This is a genomic window from Pseudalkalibacillus sp. NRS-1564 (genome assembly GCF_050467905.1).
Classification (GTDB): Bacteria; Bacillota; Bacilli; order Bacillales; family Guptibacillaceae; genus Guptibacillus; species Guptibacillus hwajinpoensis_B.
Genome location: NZ_JBITPM010000019.1, coordinates 58,062 through 78,554, shown reverse-complemented (window position 1 = coordinate 78,554; position 20,493 = coordinate 58,062). Strand labels below are relative to the sequence as shown.

The following is a 20,493-nucleotide window of genomic DNA, read 5'->3' as shown; positions in this document are numbered from 1 at the left end:
AATTACCCCTTTATCCCCTACCTTATTTGCAACATTCCAAAAGGTAGGGGCAGCAAACAATTTAAGTTATCGATTGACAGGAATATATAAGATCTGTCCTTCCTTCACTTCATCTTCCTCAAGTCGATTAACGCGCGCAAGATGACTTGGTAGGACTCGATAGCGTTCCGCTATTTCGGTTAACGAATCCCCAGGCTGGATAATACACATCTTCATTCTCGAAAATTGTTCTTCTTCTTTTGTCAGCATACTTGTAAGATAGAGCGCATTTTCTTCGCGCGGTGCTTGATTCCGGTTTTCCTGACGCTCTTGTTCCTCCTCTTCATAGTTATAATGATCGTCTTGATATGACCTCGTTTCTTCTACGATTGGCTGGTTATTATATTCATTGGAACCATCCATTTGCCTAGCCATTCTCGTGAGAAAGTCATATGTGGGTTCCGGCTGCTCTTGATCATCGTTCTCTAGTTCATTTACTTCATATGAGTCTGACTTAGCTCTCATACCTACTTGTGGAGCGCGTAAATGATAGGCCTGTTCCAATGATTCTTCCTCATTGTCATCAACGTATTTAATATCATTCTCCCAGATTGCATCTTCCTCTGTTGTATAATCCTCTGTCTCTTCGTCCTCTTCTACAACGTATAGTTCAGCTTCGTCCTCTTCCACACGATTTTGATCCCCCTGAATGCCACTAATGGAAATATCTGCTTTCAACTGAAGGCAATTCTCTTCCACTAGAGAGTAATCAAACGTGTCAACCGTAACGAAAATTTCCTCGAGACTCCTTATACGGCTTGCTGGAATCGTAATATCAACAGGGAAACGATGCCCCATTGACGCTGTACCATCTTCTCTAACGTTCACCTCATGAATGGAACGATAAGGGGAAGCTTCGTTAATAACTTCCTCATCTGTTTGGTCACGCTGCAAATATTCACCCGTTAAATATAAACAGCCTTTCACAGCTACATAATCCTCATACTCTTCAATCGAAATTTCAGGGTCAAGTGAGATAGATAGAACCTCTTCAACTTCCTGTCCTTTCTTTAACCAGACCTGCTCCTCCACGGAGAAATGCAAATATGAGCCTTCAGGCATGCCTTCTCCTCCTTTCAAACATTATCCATACATTACACATGTATGAGTGATTCACAGGATTATGTCTAAATTGAAAAAGAATGAAGAAGTTTTCAATTTCTTATCATAGAAAAAGCTACCGGCAAATGCCGGTAGCTTTAGGTTAGACTAGTTTTGAGAAAGCCGCTTCTGCAGCCGCAATCGTTTCATCAATATCGTGATCTGTATGGGCGGTTGACAAGAACATTCCTTCAAATTGAGAAGGGGGAAGTGAAATCCCTTGTTCAAGCATTTCTTTAAAATAGTTTGTAAAATGTTCAAGATTTGAAGAGGATGCTGTTTCAAAATTAATCACATCTTCATTAGTAAAGAAGAAACCAACCATCGATCCTGCACGATTTACTGTATGAGGGATATTGTATTTTGCAGCAGCTTTTGAAAGTCCTTCTCCAAGTCGCTCTGCTTTCCGTTCAAATTCCTCATAACTTTCTGGTGTGAGTTGCGATAAGGTTTCATACCCAGCCGTCATAGCTAGCGGATTTCCACTTAACGTTCCCGCTTGATAAATCGGACCGCTTGGTGCGATTTGGTCCATGATTTCTTTCTTACCGCCGTAAGCGCCAACAGGGAGCCCACCGCCAATAACTTTACCTAGACACGTAAGATCGGGTGTAACATTGTAATATCCTTGAGCGCAATTATACCCAACGCGGAAGCCTGTCATAACTTCATCAAAAATAAGAAGTGTGCCATTCTCTTCCGTTATCTTACGAATTTCTTCAAGATAGCCCTGCTGTGGTGGGACGACCCCCATGTTACCTGCTACAGGTTCAATAATGACGCCGGCAATGTCATCTCCAAATTCTTTGAATGCGTAACGTAAGCTTTCAAGATCATTATATGGAACCGTAATCGTGTTTTTCGCAATTCCCTCAGGTACGCCAGGACTGTCAGGTAGCCCAAGCGTCGCAACACCTGAACCTGCTTTTATTAATAACGAATCCCCATGACCATGATAGCAGCCTTCAAACTTAAGGATTTTATTACGGCCAGTATATCCTCTAGCTAAACGTAAAGCACTCATAGTGGCTTCCGTTCCTGAATTCACCATACGGACAATTTCAATAGATGGGACTCGATCAATCACTAGTTCAGCTAGTTTCGTTTCATACTTACTTGGTGCACCAAAGCTCGTTCCAAGCTCTGTCACAGCTTTAAGGCGATCAACAACCTGTTCATCAGCATGACCGAGAATAAGTGGTCCGTACGAAAGGACGTAATCAATATACTCATTTTGGTCGATATCATAAATTTTAGATCCTTTTCCTTTTTCCATAAAAATAGGATCCATACCAACTGATTTAAACGCCCTAACTGGACTGTTCACACCACCTGGCATTACTTTAGATGCTTCTTGAAAAGCTTCCTTAGAACGATCAAAATTACCCATTTTTACAACCCCTCTCTTTCAGTTCTATTGATCTAGCCAGCGAGCAGCATCTTTCGCAAAATATGTGATAATTAAATCTGCTCCTGCGCGCTTCATGCTTGTTAATTTCTCAAGGACAACCTCTTGTTCATTTAGCCACCCGTTCTGACTCGCAGCCTTTATCATGGAATATTCCCCACTTACATTATAGGCAACCATCGGTAGAGGATAACGATCTTTCAGTTCACGAATGATATCAAGATAAGAAAGAGCCGGTTTAACCATTAAGAAATCTGCCCCTTCTGCGATATCGCTCTCTGCTTCTCGAATAGCTTCGAGTCGATTAGCAGGATCCATTTGATACGTTTTACGATCTCCGAACTGCGGAGTACTATGAGCCGCATCGCGGAAAGGACCATAGAAAGCAGATGAGAATTTCACAGCATAGCTCATCACCGGGACGTCAACAAAGCCCGCTTCATCAAGACCCTTGCGAATAGCTGATACAAACCCATCCATCATATTCGACGGTGCAATCATATCTGCTCCAGCTTTCGCTTGAGAAACCGCTGTTTTAGTAAGTAACTCTAGAGACTGGTCATTTTGTACATACCCGTTTTCGATCACACCACAATGGCCATGATCCGTATATTGACAAAGACATGTATCTGCAATAACAGTTAGTTCAGGAAACGCTTCTTTAATTTGTGCAATAGCTCTTTGCACGATTCCAGTATCACAGTATGCTTCTGATCCAACCGCATCCTTGTGATTTGGTACACCAAACATCATAATTGACTTTATGCCAAGGTCAACAACTTCCTGTACCTCTTCATTCAAACGGTCTAATGAATAGTGATAAACACCAGGCATAGAAGGAATTTCGCGTTTTACATTCTCTTCTTCAACTGCAAATATGGGATAGATGAAATCCTCTTTATGTAAATAGGTTTCTCTCACGAGTGATCTCATTGATTCAGATCGTCTTAAACGACGATGACGATGAAAGTTTCCTGTTTCCATTATACTTTCCTCCTATTTTTTCAAAGAAATGCTCAAGGCTATCAAGCATTCCTTCAATTGTATATTGATCAGGGACTACCTGAGGTACGATCCCATAAGACAGTAGCGTCTTTTCAGTAATAGGTCCGATTACCACTATTGTGATCCCTTTAAGCTTATCTTTCAAATTCTCGGCTTGAAGAAGTTGATTAAAATGGTGGACCGTTGACGAAGAAGTGAACGTAATCACATCACACTCCCGCTCTTCAATCACTCTTTTCAATGCTGCCCTGGACTCGTAAGGAATGACTGTGTCATAGATAGGTAAGTCAGTTACGTTAAATCCAAGATCCCTTAATTGCCCCGGCAATACTGCTCGACCAAGATTCCCTCTTGGTAATAGTATCTTCTCATTTGGGTCAGCCTTGCGAGACAAAGCAGCTACAAGCCCTTCTGCTATAAAATCCTTTGGCATAAGATTGATTTCAATCCCATATCGCTTTAGGGCCTTAGCTGTTTTACTTCCAACCGCTGCAACCTTTACACCTATTGGAACCTTCGCTTGCTTCAAGAAAAACCGCACACCATTCGCACTTGTAAACACAATCCAGCTATATTCACTCAACGTGATCGAATTCAACAATTGATTCCGAGATTCGAATGAAATAAGAGGGATTTCAATAGAAATCCCCTCTTTTTCTTCAATTAATTTCGTAAATGATGTTGCCTGCTCCCGAGCTCTCGTGACCAATACACGCTTTCCTGAGAGCGGCGAGATCATTGGTCTAATTCTTCTTTCACACGGTCGAGGATATCCTTAGCTCCCTGTTCTTTCATTCTATTTGCAAGTGTGTTCCCTACCTGGATAGGATCATCACCAATTTCCATTTCCTTAATAATGATCGAACCATCAGGTTCTCCCACTAATCCAGTAACCGTAAGCGTCTCATCCTTAAGCGTCGCATGACCGGCAATCGGCACCTGACATCCACCTTCGAGGGTATGAAGAAAAGCTCGCTCCGCTAATACTGTTTTCGTCGTTTCATAATCACTGAATTGATTTAAAATAGCTCGTAGCTCATCATCACTTTCTCGACATTCAATCGATAAAGCGCCTTGTCCAACAGCCGGTACACACAAATCAGGATCAAGGTATTCTGTAACAATCTCCTTTGACCACCCCATACGATGTAGACCCGCTGCAGCTAGTACAATGGCGTCATAATCTTCATCTGTAAGCTTACGTATACGCGTGTCAATATTTCCGCGAATCCACTTAATCTCCACATCCGGACGAATGGCTTTCAACTGTGCACCACGTCTCAAACTGCTAGTTCCTATTACGGCACCTTCTGGAAGCTCTCTGAACGTCTTCTTCGATTCAGAAATAATCACATCTCGATGATCTTCACGTTCAGGTATACACCCAATCATTAATCCTTCAGGCAAAACAGAAGGCATATCCTTCATACTATGAACCGCCATATCAATATCTCCTCTTAACATGGCGTCTTCAATTTCCTTCACAAATAGTCCTTTTCCCCCAACTTTTGAGAGCGTAACATCAAGAATTTTATCACCACGAGTGACAATCTCTTTGATTTCAAAATCAACATCCGGATTTAATTCCTTTAGTTTACTGATCACCCATTTTGTTTGAGTGATCGCTAATTTACTTCTTCTTGAACCAACTACGATTTTACGCATTATTTATCCTCCAAACTTTCAGTGCTCCCCTTATACATACCAGAAATGGAATTCTGAAAATGTTCCAGAAAGGAAGACATTAATTAAAACGATAAGAAACGCCGCTACGTTCCATAAAGCAAGAGATTTCCCTTCCATATCTCTAGCTACCTTTTGATATAAATACGTACTATATGCGCCAAGAACAAAGAAAGAGATAATAACCTTTGCATCCAGTAAGCTGAATGTATCTACTTTCAAGATCGCCCATACGATTCCTAAAATCAGGCTCAGTAACAAAAGCGGCACACCCAGAACGCTACATAAATAAGCCAATTTCTCAAGCTGTGACAAATCCCCAAATCTTCTCAGTCGTTTGCTCCACTTCTTGCCTTTTAACATTTGATAGAGAGTTAAATACATAATCGAGAAAATAAAGGAAAGTGAAAATGCTCCATATGATAAGAAAGCCATCGTAATATGAATAATCGAAAGCTCAGACATAAGCTGTTCTGTGAGTAAACTCGATGCCTGCTCTCGAGTAGCAAATAAGTTGATGGCCATGATACTGAAACCGAGTACATTTGCAAAAAAGACAAAGAAATCGACTCGAAAAAACCAATTAATTAAGAGTGATAGTGAGACAATCACCCACGCATAAAAAAATAACCCCTCAAAAGGTGTTAAAATCGGGAATCCGCCAATTTCAATAATCTGCGTTACAAGAAACGCACTTTGCAGGATCCAGACAATAGAAAGCAACCAGAAAGCAAACTGATTTACTTTCCGGTTGTTCTGCAAGAAATCAATAAAATACCCAAGTACACTAAGTGCATAAAGTAATATCGTTATATCATAAAGCCAGCTGGCGTTCGTCACAAATCATGTCTCCTCTCCTAGGAGCGCAACTGCGATACCTGTAATAAAGGGGAGTAGTCAACGGATTCATGCTGTCTTTTTTCTTCGTTTTCTTTCACTCTTTGCTTATGGAGTTCTCTCTCAATCTCTTCTTCAATCGCAAATATTTTAGTGAAGATCTCAAGCGACTCTTCTGCATTTGGCTCTGCAGCCATCTCCTTCACTCGCACTATAGGATCACGTAGCAGCTGGTTCACTATACTTTTCGTATGCTTACTCAATACTTTTCGTTCCCGATCTGTTAAATTAGGCAGTTTGCGTTCAATACTATTCATTGTTTCTGCTTGAATCGCAAGTGCCTTCGTACGTAATGCTGTAATCATCGGTACAACTCCAAGTGTATTGAGCCACTCTCTAAATTGAACTAGATCTTCTTCAATCATAAGTTCAATTTTCTCTGCTTCCTTCTTACGCTCTGCAATGTTTGTTTCGACAATCCCTTCTAGATCGTCAATATCGTATAAGAAAACAGAGTCCATATTATTAAGTGATGGATCTAGATCTCTTGGAACAGCAATATCTACCATAAACAATGGACGACCTCTTCGCTTTTTAAGTAGAGGTTTGACATTTTGTTCTGTTAGAACATAACTTGTTGAGCCTGTTGAACTGATTAGAATGTCTGCATCAGCAAGCGCAGTTTCTACTTCATCCATAGAACGAGCCTGTCCTTTAAAACGCGAAGCAAGCTCTGTCGCTTTCTCAAGCGTTCGATTTACGACCGTCACTTGGTCTACACCGTTGCTTTGCAAATTCTTAGCAGTGAGTTCCCCCATTTTGCCTGCGCCAAGAATGACAACGTGTTTATTTTGAAGTCCACCAAAGATCTTCTTGGCTAATTCGACCGCAGCATAGCTCACCGAAACGGCATTTTCTCCAATTTCGGTTTCGGAATGTGATCGTTTAGCAAGAGTAATCGCTTGTTTAAAAAGCTGGTTAAAAATCGTTCCAGTTGTCTCTGAATCCTGAGCAAGCAAGAAAGCATCACGAACTTGTCCAAGGATTTGCGTCTCCCCGATGACAAGGGAATCAAGTCCAGCGGCTACACGATAAAGATGTTCTGTTGCCGCATCGTTTTCGCGAATCACTAGATATGGTGAAAATTCTTCTTTCTCAATTCCAAACCATTCAGATAGAAAAGCTTTTGAATAATATCTCCCTGTATGAAGCTGATCAGCAACAACATATAACTCTGTACGGTTACATGTTGATAAGATCACCGCTTCTAGAATACTTTTAGAGTGACGCAACTTATCTAGCGCTTCAGGCAATTCGTTCTCCTGAAAGGAAAGTTTCTCTCGTATTTCAACAGGGGCTGTTTTGTGGTTCAACCCTACGACCAGGATGTGCATCGTTCCACCCCCAAAAAATTGTTAGCTAAAACTAATCTTTTGCTATCATACCGTCTCTAATTATTGTAACATGTGACAAAACTCACAGAGTTATGAAATGTGAACAGACTATGAAAGCAATTATGATATGATGAAGAAAGTATTATCTCTGCATATTATTAGTAGTCATACAACTATTAATGTACCAGAAAATCAATTGTATAGCAAAAAATGCGTATTTCTGACAATAGGAGGATTTTCATTGAAACGTCAAAGTATTTTTCCAGGTGTTTTATTTATTGGAATCGGCCTTTATTATCTCTCACAAACGTTAAATCTGCCTTTTTCTGAACAACTAATGAATTGGCAAATAATCCTAATCGTTATCGGTGTAGCGATGATGATTCAAGGCTTCATTGCGAGAGAAGGAAACATGCTTTTTCCTGGAGTACTCCTACTTGGCCTTGGTGTCCATTTCTACTTCGTCAATAAACTCACTATCTGGCCAGACAGCTGGGGCATGTATACCCTTATATTAAGTGCTGCCTATCTCGTTACATATTATAAGACCAAGAAAACAGGCCTCATTCCAGGTTTAATTCTACTTGCCATATCCATTATTGAACTTCTATACACCGGGTTAGAAATTTGGCTTACGACTACTTTTTCTTTCGTAGGAAAATTCTGGCCTCTTGCTTTAATTGCAATCGGTATCTATCTTGTAACAAAAAAAAGTAAGGAGCAGCAGCTCCTTACTTTTTTATAGAATTGAACTTAAAAAGTCTTGTGTTCTCTGTTCTTTTGGATCGTTGAACAGTTCGTTCGGGGTACCCTTCTCTACAATTTTACCGTCGTGCATGTATACGACCCAGTCTCCCACTTCTCGTGCAAAGCCCATTTCATGTGTGACCACCACCATGGTCATTCCCTCTTTCGCTAATTCCTTCATAGTTGAAAGAACCTCTCCTACAAGTTCAGGATCTAGCGCCGAAGTCGGCTCATCAAAAAGCATAATGTCTGGCTTCATCGCGAGTGAACGTGCTATTGCAACTCGCTGCTTTTGCCCACCTGAAAGTTTGTTCGGATACACATTTGCTTTATCAGCTAGCCCTACTTTCGCAAGAAGTTCTTTGCCTTCTTTCTCAGCCTCAGCACGCTTCAATTTCTTAACCATTAACGGTGCTTCGATAACGTTTTCTAAAACGGATTTACGGGGGAATAAGTTGAAATGTTGAAATACCATTCCAACACGCTGCCTTACTTTATTTAGATCATTTCTTTTAGGATCGATTGTTTCACCCTCAATGATGACATTCCCGCTATTCTTGATTTCAAGAAAATTCATACAGCGTAGCAATGTGCTTTTACCTGAACCACTAGCTCCAATCAGAACAACAACGTCACTTTCATTAACTTCAAGATCAATATCCTTAAGGACATGGAGGTCACCAAAGGATTTGTTCAATTTCTCTACTCGAATCATTTCAGCTTTTTCGGCCATTTCTAACACCTCTCTGGTTTCTTAATCACTAGCTGATAGTCGTTTCTCAAGAAGGTTAACTAAGAACGTAAAGATTAGAACCAACACAAGATAATATACAGCAACTATAAGTAAATACGTCATTTCATCAAACGTTCTTGCTCCCTGCGTAGTCGCAACGCTAAACAATTCTGGTAGAGCAATAAAGGCTGCTAGAGAGGAATCTTTCAAACCAATGATAAATTGGTTACCCAGTGGCGGAAGTGCTCGTCTGAATGCTTGTGGAAGGATAATCCGTCTCATAGCAAGAGTATGACTCATTCCAAGAGAGCGTCCTGCTTCCATCTGACCTTTGTCGATTGATTGAATCGAACCTCGAAAGATCTCTGCAATATAAGCCCCATTATGGAGAGCAAGTCCGATCGAAGCAGCCCAGAATTTCGGAATGTTGAATTCAGTTAAACCAAAATAGAAAATAAAGATTTGCACAATAAGTGGTGTACCTCGAATGACAGCGATATACACATTCGCAATCCAATTAAGTATTTTTGATTGAGATATTTTAAAAAGTGCAAAAAACAGTCCAATAAAAACAGCTATCAAAACAGATACAAATGTAACTCGAATCGTTAGCCATAAACCTTCAAAGAAAACAGGGTAGCTTTCTAATAATGTTTCAAAAAAATGAGCAAAAGTTGGCAAGTGCGATCAGCTCCTTAGAATTCGGTAACGTAACAGGTTAAAAAAAGGAATGTGCGCACATCGCACACATTCCTTTTCCTTACTCACTGTCAGGACTCTGGGTGATGTCTACTCCGATGTATTCCTCACTTAGCTTTGTTAGTGTTCCATCTTCTTTTAACTCTTCTAAAGCTTTGTTAACGGCTTCAAGAAGATTTGAGTTCTCTTTCTTAATGGCAACAGCTTGTTCACTTGTACCAAGTTGCTCAACCTTCTCAATCTTGAAACCTTCTTCGATTGCTTGTTTACCTGTAATGTCATCTGTAATAACTGCATCATGCTTTCCTTCACTTAATGCACGCAGTGCAGTTTGATCACTATCGTAATTTGAAATCTTATCAGTGTACTCTTCGGCTGATTTTTCGTAAGTGGAACCTTTAGATACAGCGACATCTTTGCCACTTAGATCTTCTACACTCTTAATATCGCTCCCAGGCTGAACATAAAGTACAGGTCCCGAATAGTAGTATGGTTCACTAAAATTAACTGCTTCTTTACGCTCATCCGTAATCGTATGACTAGCTACTGCCGCATCATAACGACCTGACTGAATGGCCGATACCATACCGCTAAATTTAAATTTCTCTACAGCGGGTTCAAGATCTAACTTTTCTGCGATGGCTTTACCAACTGCTACGTCAAAGCCATCAAGATCTCCATTCTTATCTACTGTACTAAACGGTGGGAATTCACCCGAAACGACGTAGCTGAATTTACCGTCTTCTGTTAATTCTAGACCGTCGTCTCCTTCAGAACCAGATGATCCACTTTCTTCTTCGTTCCCTCCACAAGCGGCTAAAACAAGCACAAACAATAACATTATTGCGGTTAGAAAACTCCATTTTCTTTTCATCATCACGTGTCCCCCTTGAACGACTTTTCAAACTTGCAGTTATGATTATGTAAACTGCGATACTTTTATAATACCAATTTTTAGACATTTCTATCAATTCTGACTTGTGGCTTGTACACCTCCTAATTCCTCCTAAGAGTGGATAACAGAAAACCAGCCTCTATATCCTTCTGTTTGCTTCATTTTATTTCCATTCCCTTTCTATTTGAATTAAAAACCTTAAATTTCTAATTATCTGAAAAATAATCATAAAGAAAAACCCGATCTATTGACCGGGCTTGATAACTACAAATAAGATTTAATTGCACCCCATACATTTTCTTTACCTTGTCCAGTATGAGAAGAAAACGTGACGAGCTTGTCGGATGGTTCAATTTTCAGCGTCTGGTTAACAACTTTTAAATGTTTATCCCATTTTCCTTTAGGGATTTTATCCGATTTCGTCGCTACAACAATTACTGGTATTTCATAGTGCTTTAACCAGTCGTACATCACGACATCATCATTAGATGGAGAGTGACGTAAATCAACAATTTGAATGACCGCTTTAAGCTGATCTCGATCAGTTAAATAAGTCTCAATCATACGCCCCCAGGCATCTCTTTCTTTCTTGGATACTTTAGCAAAGCCATAACCAGGAACATCCACAAAATACAAAAGCTCATTAATCAAATAAAAATTAAGCGTTTGGGTTTTACCAGGTCTTTGTGATGTTCTAGCAAGATTCTTTCGATTAATTAGCGTGTTAATAAGAGAAGATTTCCCTACGTTAGATCGGCCAGCTAAGCCAATCTCAGGTAAACCATCTACAGGATATTGCTCTGGCTTAACAGCACTAATTATAAAATCTGATTTCGTTACTTTCATTTATTCTCCCCCACAAGTGCGGTTTTTAACACTTCATCCAAATGTGAGACTGGAAGGAATGTTAAATCTTTGCGAATGCTTTCTGGAATATCATCCAGATCTTTTTCATTTTCCTTTGGCATGATGATAGTGGTTAAACCAGCTCGATGCGCACTAAGCGATTTTTCTTTAAGTCCACCAATCGGCAGAACACGTCCACGTAACGTAATCTCACCGGTCATCCCTACATCTCTTCGAACAGCCTTGCCTGTTAATGCGGATACAAGAGCCGTGGCAATTGTAATCCCTGCTGATGGACCATCTTTTGGAGTAGCCCCTTCTGGTACGTGAATATGAATGTCGTTCGACTCATGGAACGACGGGTCAATGGATAGCTCTTCTGACTTAGAGCGAATATAACTAAACGCAGCTTGAGCTGATTCTTTCATCACATCGCCAAGTTTCCCTGTTAAAATGAGCTTACCTTTACCAGGTGATAGGGAAACTTCAATAGCAAGGGTGTCTCCACCAGCCGTCGTATAAGCTAGACCCGTGGCCGTTCCAATTTGATCTTCCTTCTCAGCTTCACCATAACGAAATTTCGGATGTCCAAGCAGCTCTTCAAGCATAGTTTCAGTAACAATAACGCGTTTTTTCTTACCTGAAACAATTAATTTCGTTGCTTTTCGACAAACCGTAGCAATTTGGCGTTCAAGATTACGAACACCAGCTTCTCTCGTATAGTGACGCACAAGCTTATAAAGACTCTCTTCTCTGAGCTGAAGATTTCCTTTTTTCAATCCGTGCTCTTCAAGCTGTCTTGGTACAAGATAATTCTTGGCAATATTCACTTTTTCAATTTCAGTGTACCCTGCAATTTGAATGACTTCCATACGATCAAGAAGTGGTTCCGGTATCGTTGCAAGATTATTAGCTGTTGTTACGAACATCACTTTCGACAGATCATACGGCTCTTCAATATAGTGATCACTAAATGTGTTGTTTTGTTGCGGATCAAGCACTTCCAATAAGGCAGATGATGGATCACCACGGAAGTCATTAGACATTTTATCGATTTCATCTAATAGAAAAACAGGGTTAACAGTGCCTGCTTTTTTCATCCCTCTGATGATTCGACCTGGCATAGCTCCAACATAGGTTCTACGATGACCTCGTATTTCAGCCTCGTCACGCACACCACCAAGAGAAATTCGCACAAACTCTCGTCCAATGGAACGAGCGACAGATCTTGCAAGTGATGTTTTACCTACACCAGGTGGTCCAACAAGACAAAGAATTGGTCCTTTGAGCGATTTGGTGAGTTGCTGAACAGCAAGATATTCTAGCACACGTTCTTTTACTTTCTCAAGACCGTAATGATCTTCATCAAGAATCTTTTCTGCATGATTAATATCTAGGTTATCCGTCGTTTCTTTTGACCAGGGTACTTGAATTAACCAATCAATATAATTACGAATAACAGAACTTTCAGCAGAGCTTTGCGGAATTTTCTCATACCGATCAAGCTCTTTATACGCCATTTCTTGAACGGATTCGGGCATATCCGCTTCTTCAATTTTCTCTTTCAGTGTTGCGATCTCACCAGTTTTACCTTCTTTTTCACCCAGTTCGTTTTGAATCGCCTTCATTTGTTCGCGAAGATAATACTCTTTTTGTGTTTTCTCCATCGACCGTTTTACACGCTGACCAATTTTCTTTTCAAGATCGATTACATCTTTTTCATTTTGAAGAATTTCAATCAGCTTATTTAATCGTTCTTGTGAACTATAGGTTTCTAGAATTTCTTGCTTTTGGCGAATCTTTAATGAAAGATGAGAAGCAATAATATCAGCAAGCCGTCCGGGTTGCTCGATATCACTTACAGAAGCAAATGTTTCCGCGGTCACTTTCTTCGAAACTTTAATGTATTGTTCAAATAAATCAAGAACTGTTCGCATTAATGCCTCTTCTTCAACATTCTTATCTGCGCTTTCATTAATTTGCTCTACTTCAACCTCATAAAACTCTTCTGTATCTTTAAATTCTACAATTTTTCCTCGTTGGAGCCCTTCAACAAGCACTCTTATTGTGCCATTTGGCAATTTCAGCATTTGCTTAACCGTTGCAAGTGTTCCAATTTCGTAGATATCTTTTACTTCAGGTGTTTCAATTTCCACCTCTTTTTGTGTAGATAGAAAAATTTTCTGGTCATCCATCATAACCTTCTCAAGTGCTTGTACAGACTTCTCACGTCCTACATCAAGATGTAAAACCATTGATGGGTATACAAGCAAACCTCTTAAAGGCAGCAATGGCAATGTTTTATGTTCATTCTTCAATCACGGCACCTCCAGACAACAAACTAAAAAACGTTATGATTCGTAATTATCCGAGCTTATTCTATTGATAAGTTGTACTTCATTGTATCCTAAGTTTCTTCTACTTGTCTAATCATCCCTGCTCAAACTCCAAAAAAACTTACTTACAATAGAAAAACGCGCCTGGCAGTCTTTTTTAGCTATGTTAGCTGATCTAATTTATTTCACCTTTTTCTTTGACTTTTCTTCAATGCACAAAGAAAATCCCCGCCCCCTAACTTCCGGGCTGGGATTTTCCTATTACAATGGAAGGAAATTCTTGCGCTTTTTCAATCATAAAGGCTGCGTCAAATACTTCTGACAGATGTTTTACCGGTACTACAGTAATACCTTTTATGACTTTCAGCATTTCTTCATTATTCTCATATGGGATGAGGACTAATTCAGCACCAGCATCCCGTGCAGCTGTTACTTTGGCAAAAACGCCCCCGACAGGTTTAACAAACCCATGAATGCTAATTTCACCAGTCATTGCAACTTTATGATTAACAGGACTTCCCTTAACAGCAGAGTATATACCTGTCGCAATAGCAACCCCTGCTGAGGGACCATCTACAGGAACACCTCCAGGAAAGTTAATATGTAGATGATAAGCCCCCACTGGTATCCCCATCGACTTTAATACGGTCATAACGTTTTCAACAGAAGATTTCGCAAGGCTCTTTCTTCGAATCGACTTTGACTGATTCCCGATGCTTTCTTCCTCAACAATACCTGTAATAGTAACAGAGCCTTCTTTTTCTAGTTTCCCTTTAACGGCTGTCACTTCAATTTCAAGTAAAGCTCCCATGTTTGGTCCATAAACTGCGAGCCCATTAACAACACCTGTTGCTGGGGAAAGAGGGATTTTTCTTTCTGGTCTTGGCGTAAGTCGACTGGCATGGATGACCCATTCCATATCTGCCGCAGTAATGCTTCCTCTATTTTCTGTAATCGCCAGTCCTGCCGCAATTTGCATTAAGTTAACCGCTTCACGACCATTTCTAGCATAGCGACTAACCCGCTCAATACCATCGTTATCGAGCGTAAGGTTTAATTTCTTCGCTGCTCTAGTCGCTATACGAGCGATTTCTTCCTGGCTCAGCTCACGGAAATAAACTTCCATACATCTAGAACGAATGGCCGGCGGAATATCTTCTGGAGTTCTCGTAGTCGCTCCAATCATTCTAAAATCTGCTGGTAATCCATTTTGGAAAATATCGTGTATATGGTTAGGAATATTTGTATTTTCTTCATTATAATAAGCACTCTCAAGATACACTTTTCGATCCTCTAGAACTTTTAGCAGCTTGTTCATTTGAATGGGATGAAGCTCTCCAATTTCATCAATAAAGAGGATCCCTCCATGCGCATTCGTAACAGCTCCTTGCTTTGGCTGAGGAATGCCTGCCTGCCCCATAGCTCCCGCACCTTGATAAATAGGGTCGTGAACAGAACCAATTAAAGGATCAGCAATTCCTCTTTCATCAAAGCGGGCCGTAGTAGCATCTAGTTCTACAAAAACGGCTGAATTTTTGAAAGGCGTTCCACGGTTTCGCTTAGCTTCCTCTAGAACGAGGCGGGCGGCCGCTGTCTTGCCTACCCCAGGCGGTCCATATATAATCACGTGCTGCGGATTAGGTCCACAGATGGCGGCTCTTAACGTACGAATCCCTTCTTCTTGACCAACAATTTCAGAAAACCCAGTTGGCCGAATACGTTCTGATAGCGGTTCGCTTAGCGAAATACTTCTTAATCGACGTAAATGCTCCATTTCTTTTCGCGATTCTTTATCTATTGAAACTTTCTGGGTTCGCTGATTTCGAAGCAAATTCCAGAAATACAATCCGATCACTATTCCAAAAAATAATTGTATCGCAAGTGCTATCCCTGTCCAATTCATACTCCTACCTCCTGAAGATTGATCAATAGAACTAGTATCTCCTGAGGTTTCGTTCCATAAACCGGCAATCCACAAATTGGATAGGGCATCTCACAAAAAAGCCAATCACCCGCAGGCGATTGGCTTTGAAATTATGCACTTTCTTTAGGTGATTTCTTATCTTCGTCGATAACAGAACCATCTTCAAGAATCAATTTAGGCGTAGTCTTCTCACTTACTGTAGAAGCTGACAAAACGCACTTCTTAATCTCTTCACGAGCAGGAAGGTCATACATAACATCAAGCATAATTCCTTCAATAATCGATCGAAGTCCACGTGCACCAGTTTTTCTTTCAATTGCTTGTTTCGCAATTTCTACTAGTGCATCATCTTCAAACTCCAGTTCAACATCGTCAAGTTCAAGAAGTTTTTGATATTGCTTCACTAATGCATTTTTAGGTTTTGTAAGAATTTCTACTAGTGCTTCTTCGTCTAGAGGCTCAAGGCTTCCAATAACCGGAAGACGGCCAATAAATTCAGGAATCAGTCCAAAACGAAGGAGGTCTTCAGGAAGAACCTTACCTAGGTATTCACCTGGTTTAAGATCTTCTTGTTTTGCTTCGCCACTAAATCCAATAATTTTCTTACCAAGACGACGTTTGATAATTTGTTCAATTCCATCAAACGCTCCCCCGCAAATGAAGAGAATGTTTGTTGTATCAATTTGAATAAATTCTTGATGAGGATGCTTACGTCCACCTTGCGGAGGCACACTAGCAGTTGTACCTTCAAGAATTTTGAGTAGCGCTTGCTGAACACCTTCACCAGAAACATCACGTGTAATAGAAGGATTCTCAGATTTACGAGCTACCTTATCAATTTCATCAATGTAGATGATCCCTTTTTCAGCTTTTTCTACATCGTAATCTGCAGCTTGAATGAGTTTAAGAAGAATATTCTCAACATCTTCCCCAACATACCCAGCTTCAGTTAATGAAGTAGCATCCGCAATAGCAAAAGGCACATTCAGAATTCTAGCTAGCGTTTGTGCGAGAAGCGTTTTACCGCTCCCTGTTGGTCCAATTAGTGCAATATTACTTTTCGCAAGCTCAACATCATCAGGTTTAGATGATGCATTAATACGCTTATAGTGATTATAAACGGCTACTGAAAGTGATTTTTTCGCCTTTTCCTGCCCAATGACATAGTCATCAAGAATTTGGCAAATTTCATGAGGTTTCGGTACTTCTTTGAAGTCCACCTCTTCTTCAGTTCCAAGTTCTTCTTCAACGATCTCAGTGCATAATTCAATACACTCATCACAGATATAAACACCTGGTCCTGCTACTAACTTACGGACTTGATCCTGCGTTTTACCACAGAAAGAACATTTAAGTTGTCCTTTTTCATCGTTAAATTTAAACATGAATTCACCCCTAACCTTTGATCTCGATGAAATCCGAGTAGGTCTATCTGCAAAGGAACTCCGTCAGTCCAATTGAACTTTAATTACTCATGAAGTAATCTTAACGGGCATCCACCACTGGTTTCTCATCCTATTTATGTAATGAAATTGTATCATATAACGCAAAAGGATACGAAATAAAACGACTCTTTAAAGCTTATTATGTATCAAGTTCTTTGTCTTACTACTATGTTTAGCAAATTTGTTACATTTCATTACTACTTCTTTTTGTAAAAAACAAGGCGCGATTAAGCGCCTTGTTTTAAATAAGCCAATCTAATAGCTTGTATTAAGCTTTTTTACTGTTGTCTACAAGAACATCGATTGCTTTACGGATGCGTAGGTCACCTTTAAGTGCATCAGTGCCACCCTGCATAGTAAGCATTGAACGAATTTGTTCTTCTTCCATGTTGTACATTGCAGCCATTTTAGAAAGTTCTTCATTCACTTCTTCTTCAGAAACTTCCACATTTTCAGCTTCAGCAATTGCTTCAAGAGTTAGGTTAGTACGCACGCGCTTTTCACCGTCTTCTTGCATTTGCTCACGAAGTGCTTTTTCATCCTGACCAGAGAACTGGTAGTACATTTCAAGGTTCATACCTTGTTGTTGAAGACGCTGTTCAAATTCTTGAAGCATGCGGTCAACTTCTGCATCTACCATAGCGGATGGAAGGTCAATCTCGCTGTTTTCAGTAGCTTTTTCAATCAACGTGTCTTTCTTTTGAACATCAGCATCTTCTGCTTTTTGTTTCTCAAGATTTTCTTTCGTTGTTTTCTTAAGCTCATCAAGTGATTCTACTTCTTCGTTTACATCTTTAGCGAACTCATCATCAAGCTCAGGAAGTTCTTTACGCTTAATGTCGTGAATTTTAACTTTGAATGTCGCTTCTTGACCAGCAAGATTCTCAGCATGATACTCTTCAGGGAAAGTAACTGTTACTTCCTTCTCAGCACCAGCTTTCTCACCAATTAGTTGCTCTTCAAAGCCAGGAATGAAAGTGTTTGAACCAATTTCTAATGAATAGTTGTCGCCTTGTCCACCTTCAAATGGTTCTTCACCAAGGAAACCTTCGAAGTCGATTACTGCTGTATCGCCTTCTTGAAGTTCTCCATCTTCAACAACAACAAGCTCAGCTTGCTTTTCTTGAAGTGACTTAAGCTCTGCTTCCACTTCTTCATCTGTAACGCTTGTCTCTTGTTCTTCAACTTCAAGACCTTTGTATTCGCCAAGTTTTACTTCAGGCTTAACAGTTACTGTTGCTTTGAAGATCAAGTTTTGACCTTTTTCCATTTGCTCCACGTCTACTTCCGGACGATCAACTGGCTCGATACCAGATTCATCGATAGCTTCTGAATAAGCTTTAGGAAGAATAATATCAAGAGCATCTTGATAAAGAGATTCTACACCAAAACGCTTTTCGAAAAGAGAGCGTGGCATTTTACCTTTACGGAATCCAGGTACATTAACCTGTTTTACGACTTTTTTGAACGCTTCGTCCAGCGCACTATTAACCTCAGTAGCGTCTACTTCTACTGTAAGAACGCCCTGATTACCTTCAAGCTTTTCCCAATTTGCAGTCATTTACACATTACCTCCAACAATAAATATATTTCCACTAATCGAGCGTTTAAAAAAGATGACGCCTTTTGGAGTATAAAAGCGTCTGCTGTCTTTTAAACGGTCTCTTTCACTAGTAAATATGGGTTTGCAACCATTTTATTATAACATAGAACAGTTACTTTTCAACACATACGGTATGATTGTAAACCGCGTAACCATAGTACAGCTTACCTATGTTCCCGAATGATCGCAAGGCAAAACATTCTATTTCCATGTATTTCTACTCAAACGGGCGATAAAATGGCTGATTTTCAATGTTCATGATCCGATTTGCAGCCACCTCAAATTCAGAAGACTTAACTTCATAATAATCGCTAAGCTCCTCATTTAACAAGTCTTCACCATTCATTTCAGAAGCCACTTTATGAACAGCTGCCGCCCAAACAGCACTGTTCGATGGTTCGGCTTCAAATGGCGAAATGGCGAACAAATAATGCCGCCAAATTTGCATACACATCTCAAAAAGAGCTGGGTTTTTCTGTTCCACCACATGAGAAAGTTTCGATTTAACGCTTAAAGAAAAGTCCTGCAGAAAAATATCCTTCAATTCGGAAGGATTTACAGTAATCTCTCTTCCAAACTTATGTACGATAACTTCTTGATTCAACTCTTTTTCTCTTAAAACCTGTAACACCAGGCTTTTAAGGAGGGGATCCTTATCTGTTGCATTTAAATATGTAAGATAAACTGGAATAGACTTTTTCTCATTAACAGCGCTCAGTTTCTGTATAGCCAACCACTGTTTTTCCGTCTTATTGCTTTCTAAATAAGCAATTAGCTTGTCTGCATCTTCCTCTTGGACAGTTTCAAACTCATCGTCAGAATCGATATCATAACTCGTCATTTGCCTGCTGAAATGCAATAGCTGATAGAGCGATTCCGCTATATTTGACGGAAGTTGATTTTCTTGCAATACCGCTTCGATCATCGTAACTACATTCTGATACTTTCCAAGCTGAACTAAAATTGATATGTATACTTGAAAAATGTCGTAATAGTCCCCGATACCCTGCTGCATCATTGTTTCACAGCGTTCAGATGCTTCTTTTAAATCGCCCATTTCAACCAGGCTTAGGACCATTCCAAAATTCCCTTGAGGATGATCTGGTTCGATTTCAAGTAGCTGACTAAAATGTTTATGTGCCTCTTTAATTTCTTTAGCTTTAAGTGCTGCCATTCCTTTTTCGACAAGCTTGCCTGCCACGTTTGGAAAATAAACTATTTTCCTCTCATGCTTTTCTTTATCCATGACGTAATCGCTCCACTCTCTTATATTCTCTATTAAAAGAGTTTACAGCAGGAAAGGCGCAGCTACGATTAGGTATCAGTTTATCAGTATCCACCTGTAAACTCAAGTTGAAGCACGTTACAGGTTCTATTCCCGCTTGTTTATTGTTTCACACGCTCTATTAGTAAAGCGCTACGATAAGTGATTGTTCCCCTGAAAGCAAGTCACAGTACAGCACCGTTTCTGAACGTACTCATTAATGTGTAAGCTATGTTAGGTTATATTGATGAAATGTCGTTTTGGGCTCATTCAAGTGAAACCTTATTTTCACATGGTGAAAATAAGCCAAAAATCAACAACGTTCATTCACACTGCTCAAAGTATAAAAAAAAAGCCATCTTATCACAATGATAAATGCCTTTACGTTATAAATATGGTGTCCCAGGAGAGATTCGAACTCCCGACCCACAGCTTAGAAGGCTGTTGCTCTATCCTACTGAGCTACTGGGACATTGTTTAGTTTGTAGCGACATTTATTAATATAACGAATATCAAAAATAATGTCAATAGAAA

Annotated in this window: 17 protein-coding genes and 1 tRNA gene; 1 reads left to right on the top strand and 17 read right to left on the bottom strand. The window is 39.9% G+C overall.

What is annotated here, in order from left to right; genetic code table 11:
- Positions 1 to 66 precede the first annotated feature (66 nt).
- The 7 genes from spoVID to hemA form a co-directional block, all read right to left on the bottom strand.
- Positions 67 to 1,101: a stage VI sporulation protein D gene (gene spoVID, locus ACIFPW_RS10335; protein ID WP_283153922.1), complete on the bottom strand. Its 1,035-nt coding sequence runs from the start codon at positions 1,099 to 1,101 to the stop codon at positions 67 to 69.
- 142 nt (positions 1,102 to 1,243) lie between these two features.
- Positions 1,244 to 2,530: a glutamate-1-semialdehyde 2,1-aminomutase gene (hemL, locus tag ACIFPW_RS10330; RefSeq protein ID WP_404681437.1), complete on the bottom strand. Its 1,287-nt coding sequence runs from the start codon at positions 2,528 to 2,530 to the stop codon at positions 1,244 to 1,246.
- 24 nt (positions 2,531 to 2,554) lie between these two features.
- Positions 2,555 to 3,532, bottom strand: a complete 978-nt coding sequence (gene hemB / locus ACIFPW_RS10325) for a porphobilinogen synthase (RefSeq protein ID WP_430244006.1) — start codon at positions 3,530 to 3,532, stop codon at positions 2,555 to 2,557.
- Positions 3,486 to 4,262: a uroporphyrinogen-III synthase gene (locus ACIFPW_RS10320; protein ID WP_430244004.1), complete on the bottom strand. Its 777-nt coding sequence runs from the start codon at positions 4,260 to 4,262 to the stop codon at positions 3,486 to 3,488. Before ACIFPW_RS10320 ends, hemB begins: the two co-directional genes overlap by 47 nt.
- A 26-nt stretch (positions 4,263 to 4,288) precedes the next feature.
- Positions 4,289 to 5,218 carry a hydroxymethylbilane synthase gene (gene hemC, locus ACIFPW_RS10315; protein ID WP_430244002.1) on the bottom strand — a complete coding sequence of 310 codons (930 nt, stop codon included), beginning with the start codon at positions 5,216 to 5,218 and terminating at the stop codon, positions 4,289 to 4,291.
- A gap of 30 nt (positions 5,219 to 5,248) precedes the next feature.
- Positions 5,249 to 6,076 carry a cytochrome c biogenesis protein CcsA gene (gene ccsA, locus ACIFPW_RS10310; RefSeq protein ID WP_430243999.1) on the bottom strand — a complete coding sequence of 276 codons (828 nt, stop codon included), beginning with the start codon at positions 6,074 to 6,076 and terminating at the stop codon, positions 5,249 to 5,251.
- A 17-nt stretch (positions 6,077 to 6,093) separates the two neighbouring features.
- Entirely contained in the window at positions 6,094 to 7,467 is a 1,374-nt protein-coding gene (gene hemA / locus ACIFPW_RS10305) for a glutamyl-tRNA reductase (protein ID WP_303532002.1), read from the bottom strand.
- A 241-nt stretch (positions 7,468 to 7,708) separates the two neighbouring features.
- On the opposite strand from hemA, the gene ACIFPW_RS10300 reads away from it, so the two are divergent.
- Complete coding sequence (locus ACIFPW_RS10300) at positions 7,709 to 8,212, top strand: LiaI-LiaF-like domain-containing protein (RefSeq protein ID WP_430243997.1); 504 nt, start codon at positions 7,709 to 7,711, stop codon at positions 8,210 to 8,212.
- On the opposite strand, the gene ACIFPW_RS10295 is transcribed toward ACIFPW_RS10300, so the two are convergent.
- From ACIFPW_RS10295 to ACIFPW_RS10250, 10 genes are all read right to left on the bottom strand, one after another.
- Positions 8,207 to 8,947 (bottom strand): amino acid ABC transporter ATP-binding protein, encoded by a 741-nt coding sequence (locus ACIFPW_RS10295; protein WP_430243996.1) that lies wholly within the window; start codon positions 8,945 to 8,947, stop codon positions 8,207 to 8,209. The two genes, ACIFPW_RS10300 and ACIFPW_RS10295, sit on opposite strands and share 6 nt — an antisense overlap.
- A gap of 21 nt (positions 8,948 to 8,968) precedes the next feature.
- Positions 8,969 to 9,628, bottom strand: coding sequence for an amino acid ABC transporter permease (locus ACIFPW_RS10290; RefSeq protein ID WP_160918640.1), 660 nt, complete (start codon positions 9,626 to 9,628; stop codon positions 8,969 to 8,971).
- 79 nt (positions 9,629 to 9,707) lie between these two features.
- A complete protein-coding gene (locus ACIFPW_RS10285; protein ID WP_430243993.1) occupies positions 9,708 to 10,523 on the bottom strand; it encodes a transporter substrate-binding domain-containing protein in 816 nt (271 codons plus the stop codon).
- A gap of 282 nt (positions 10,524 to 10,805) precedes the next feature.
- Positions 10,806 to 11,387, bottom strand: coding sequence for a ribosome biogenesis GTP-binding protein YihA/YsxC (yihA, locus tag ACIFPW_RS10280; RefSeq protein WP_194219377.1), 582 nt, complete (start codon positions 11,385 to 11,387; stop codon positions 10,806 to 10,808).
- Positions 11,384 to 13,705, bottom strand: coding sequence for an endopeptidase La (gene lon, locus ACIFPW_RS10275; protein ID WP_194219376.1), 2,322 nt, complete (start codon positions 13,703 to 13,705; stop codon positions 11,384 to 11,386). Before lon ends, yihA begins: the two co-directional genes overlap by 4 nt.
- Before the next feature lie 253 nt (positions 13,706 to 13,958).
- Positions 13,959 to 15,626, bottom strand: a complete 1,668-nt coding sequence (lonB, locus tag ACIFPW_RS10270) for an ATP-dependent protease LonB (protein WP_430243990.1) — start codon at positions 15,624 to 15,626, stop codon at positions 13,959 to 13,961.
- A gap of 131 nt (positions 15,627 to 15,757) precedes the next feature.
- The gene (gene clpX / locus ACIFPW_RS10265; RefSeq protein WP_194219374.1) at positions 15,758 to 17,032 is read right to left on the bottom strand and encodes an ATP-dependent protease ATP-binding subunit ClpX; all 1,275 of its coding nucleotides are present in this window, start codon (positions 17,030 to 17,032) and stop codon (positions 15,758 to 15,760) included.
- A 328-nt stretch (positions 17,033 to 17,360) separates the two neighbouring features.
- Positions 17,361 to 18,653, bottom strand: coding sequence for a trigger factor (gene tig / locus ACIFPW_RS10260; protein ID WP_194219373.1), 1,293 nt, complete (start codon positions 18,651 to 18,653; stop codon positions 17,361 to 17,363).
- Between the two features lie 259 nt (positions 18,654 to 18,912).
- On the bottom strand, positions 18,913 to 19,941 hold the full coding sequence (locus ACIFPW_RS10255) for a tetratricopeptide repeat protein (protein ID WP_430243987.1): 1,029 nt from the start codon (positions 19,939 to 19,941) through the stop codon (positions 18,913 to 18,915).
- A gap of 413 nt (positions 19,942 to 20,354) precedes the next feature.
- Positions 20,355 to 20,431 (bottom strand) — tRNA-Arg (locus ACIFPW_RS10250).
- Positions 20,432 to 20,493 lie beyond the last annotated feature (62 nt).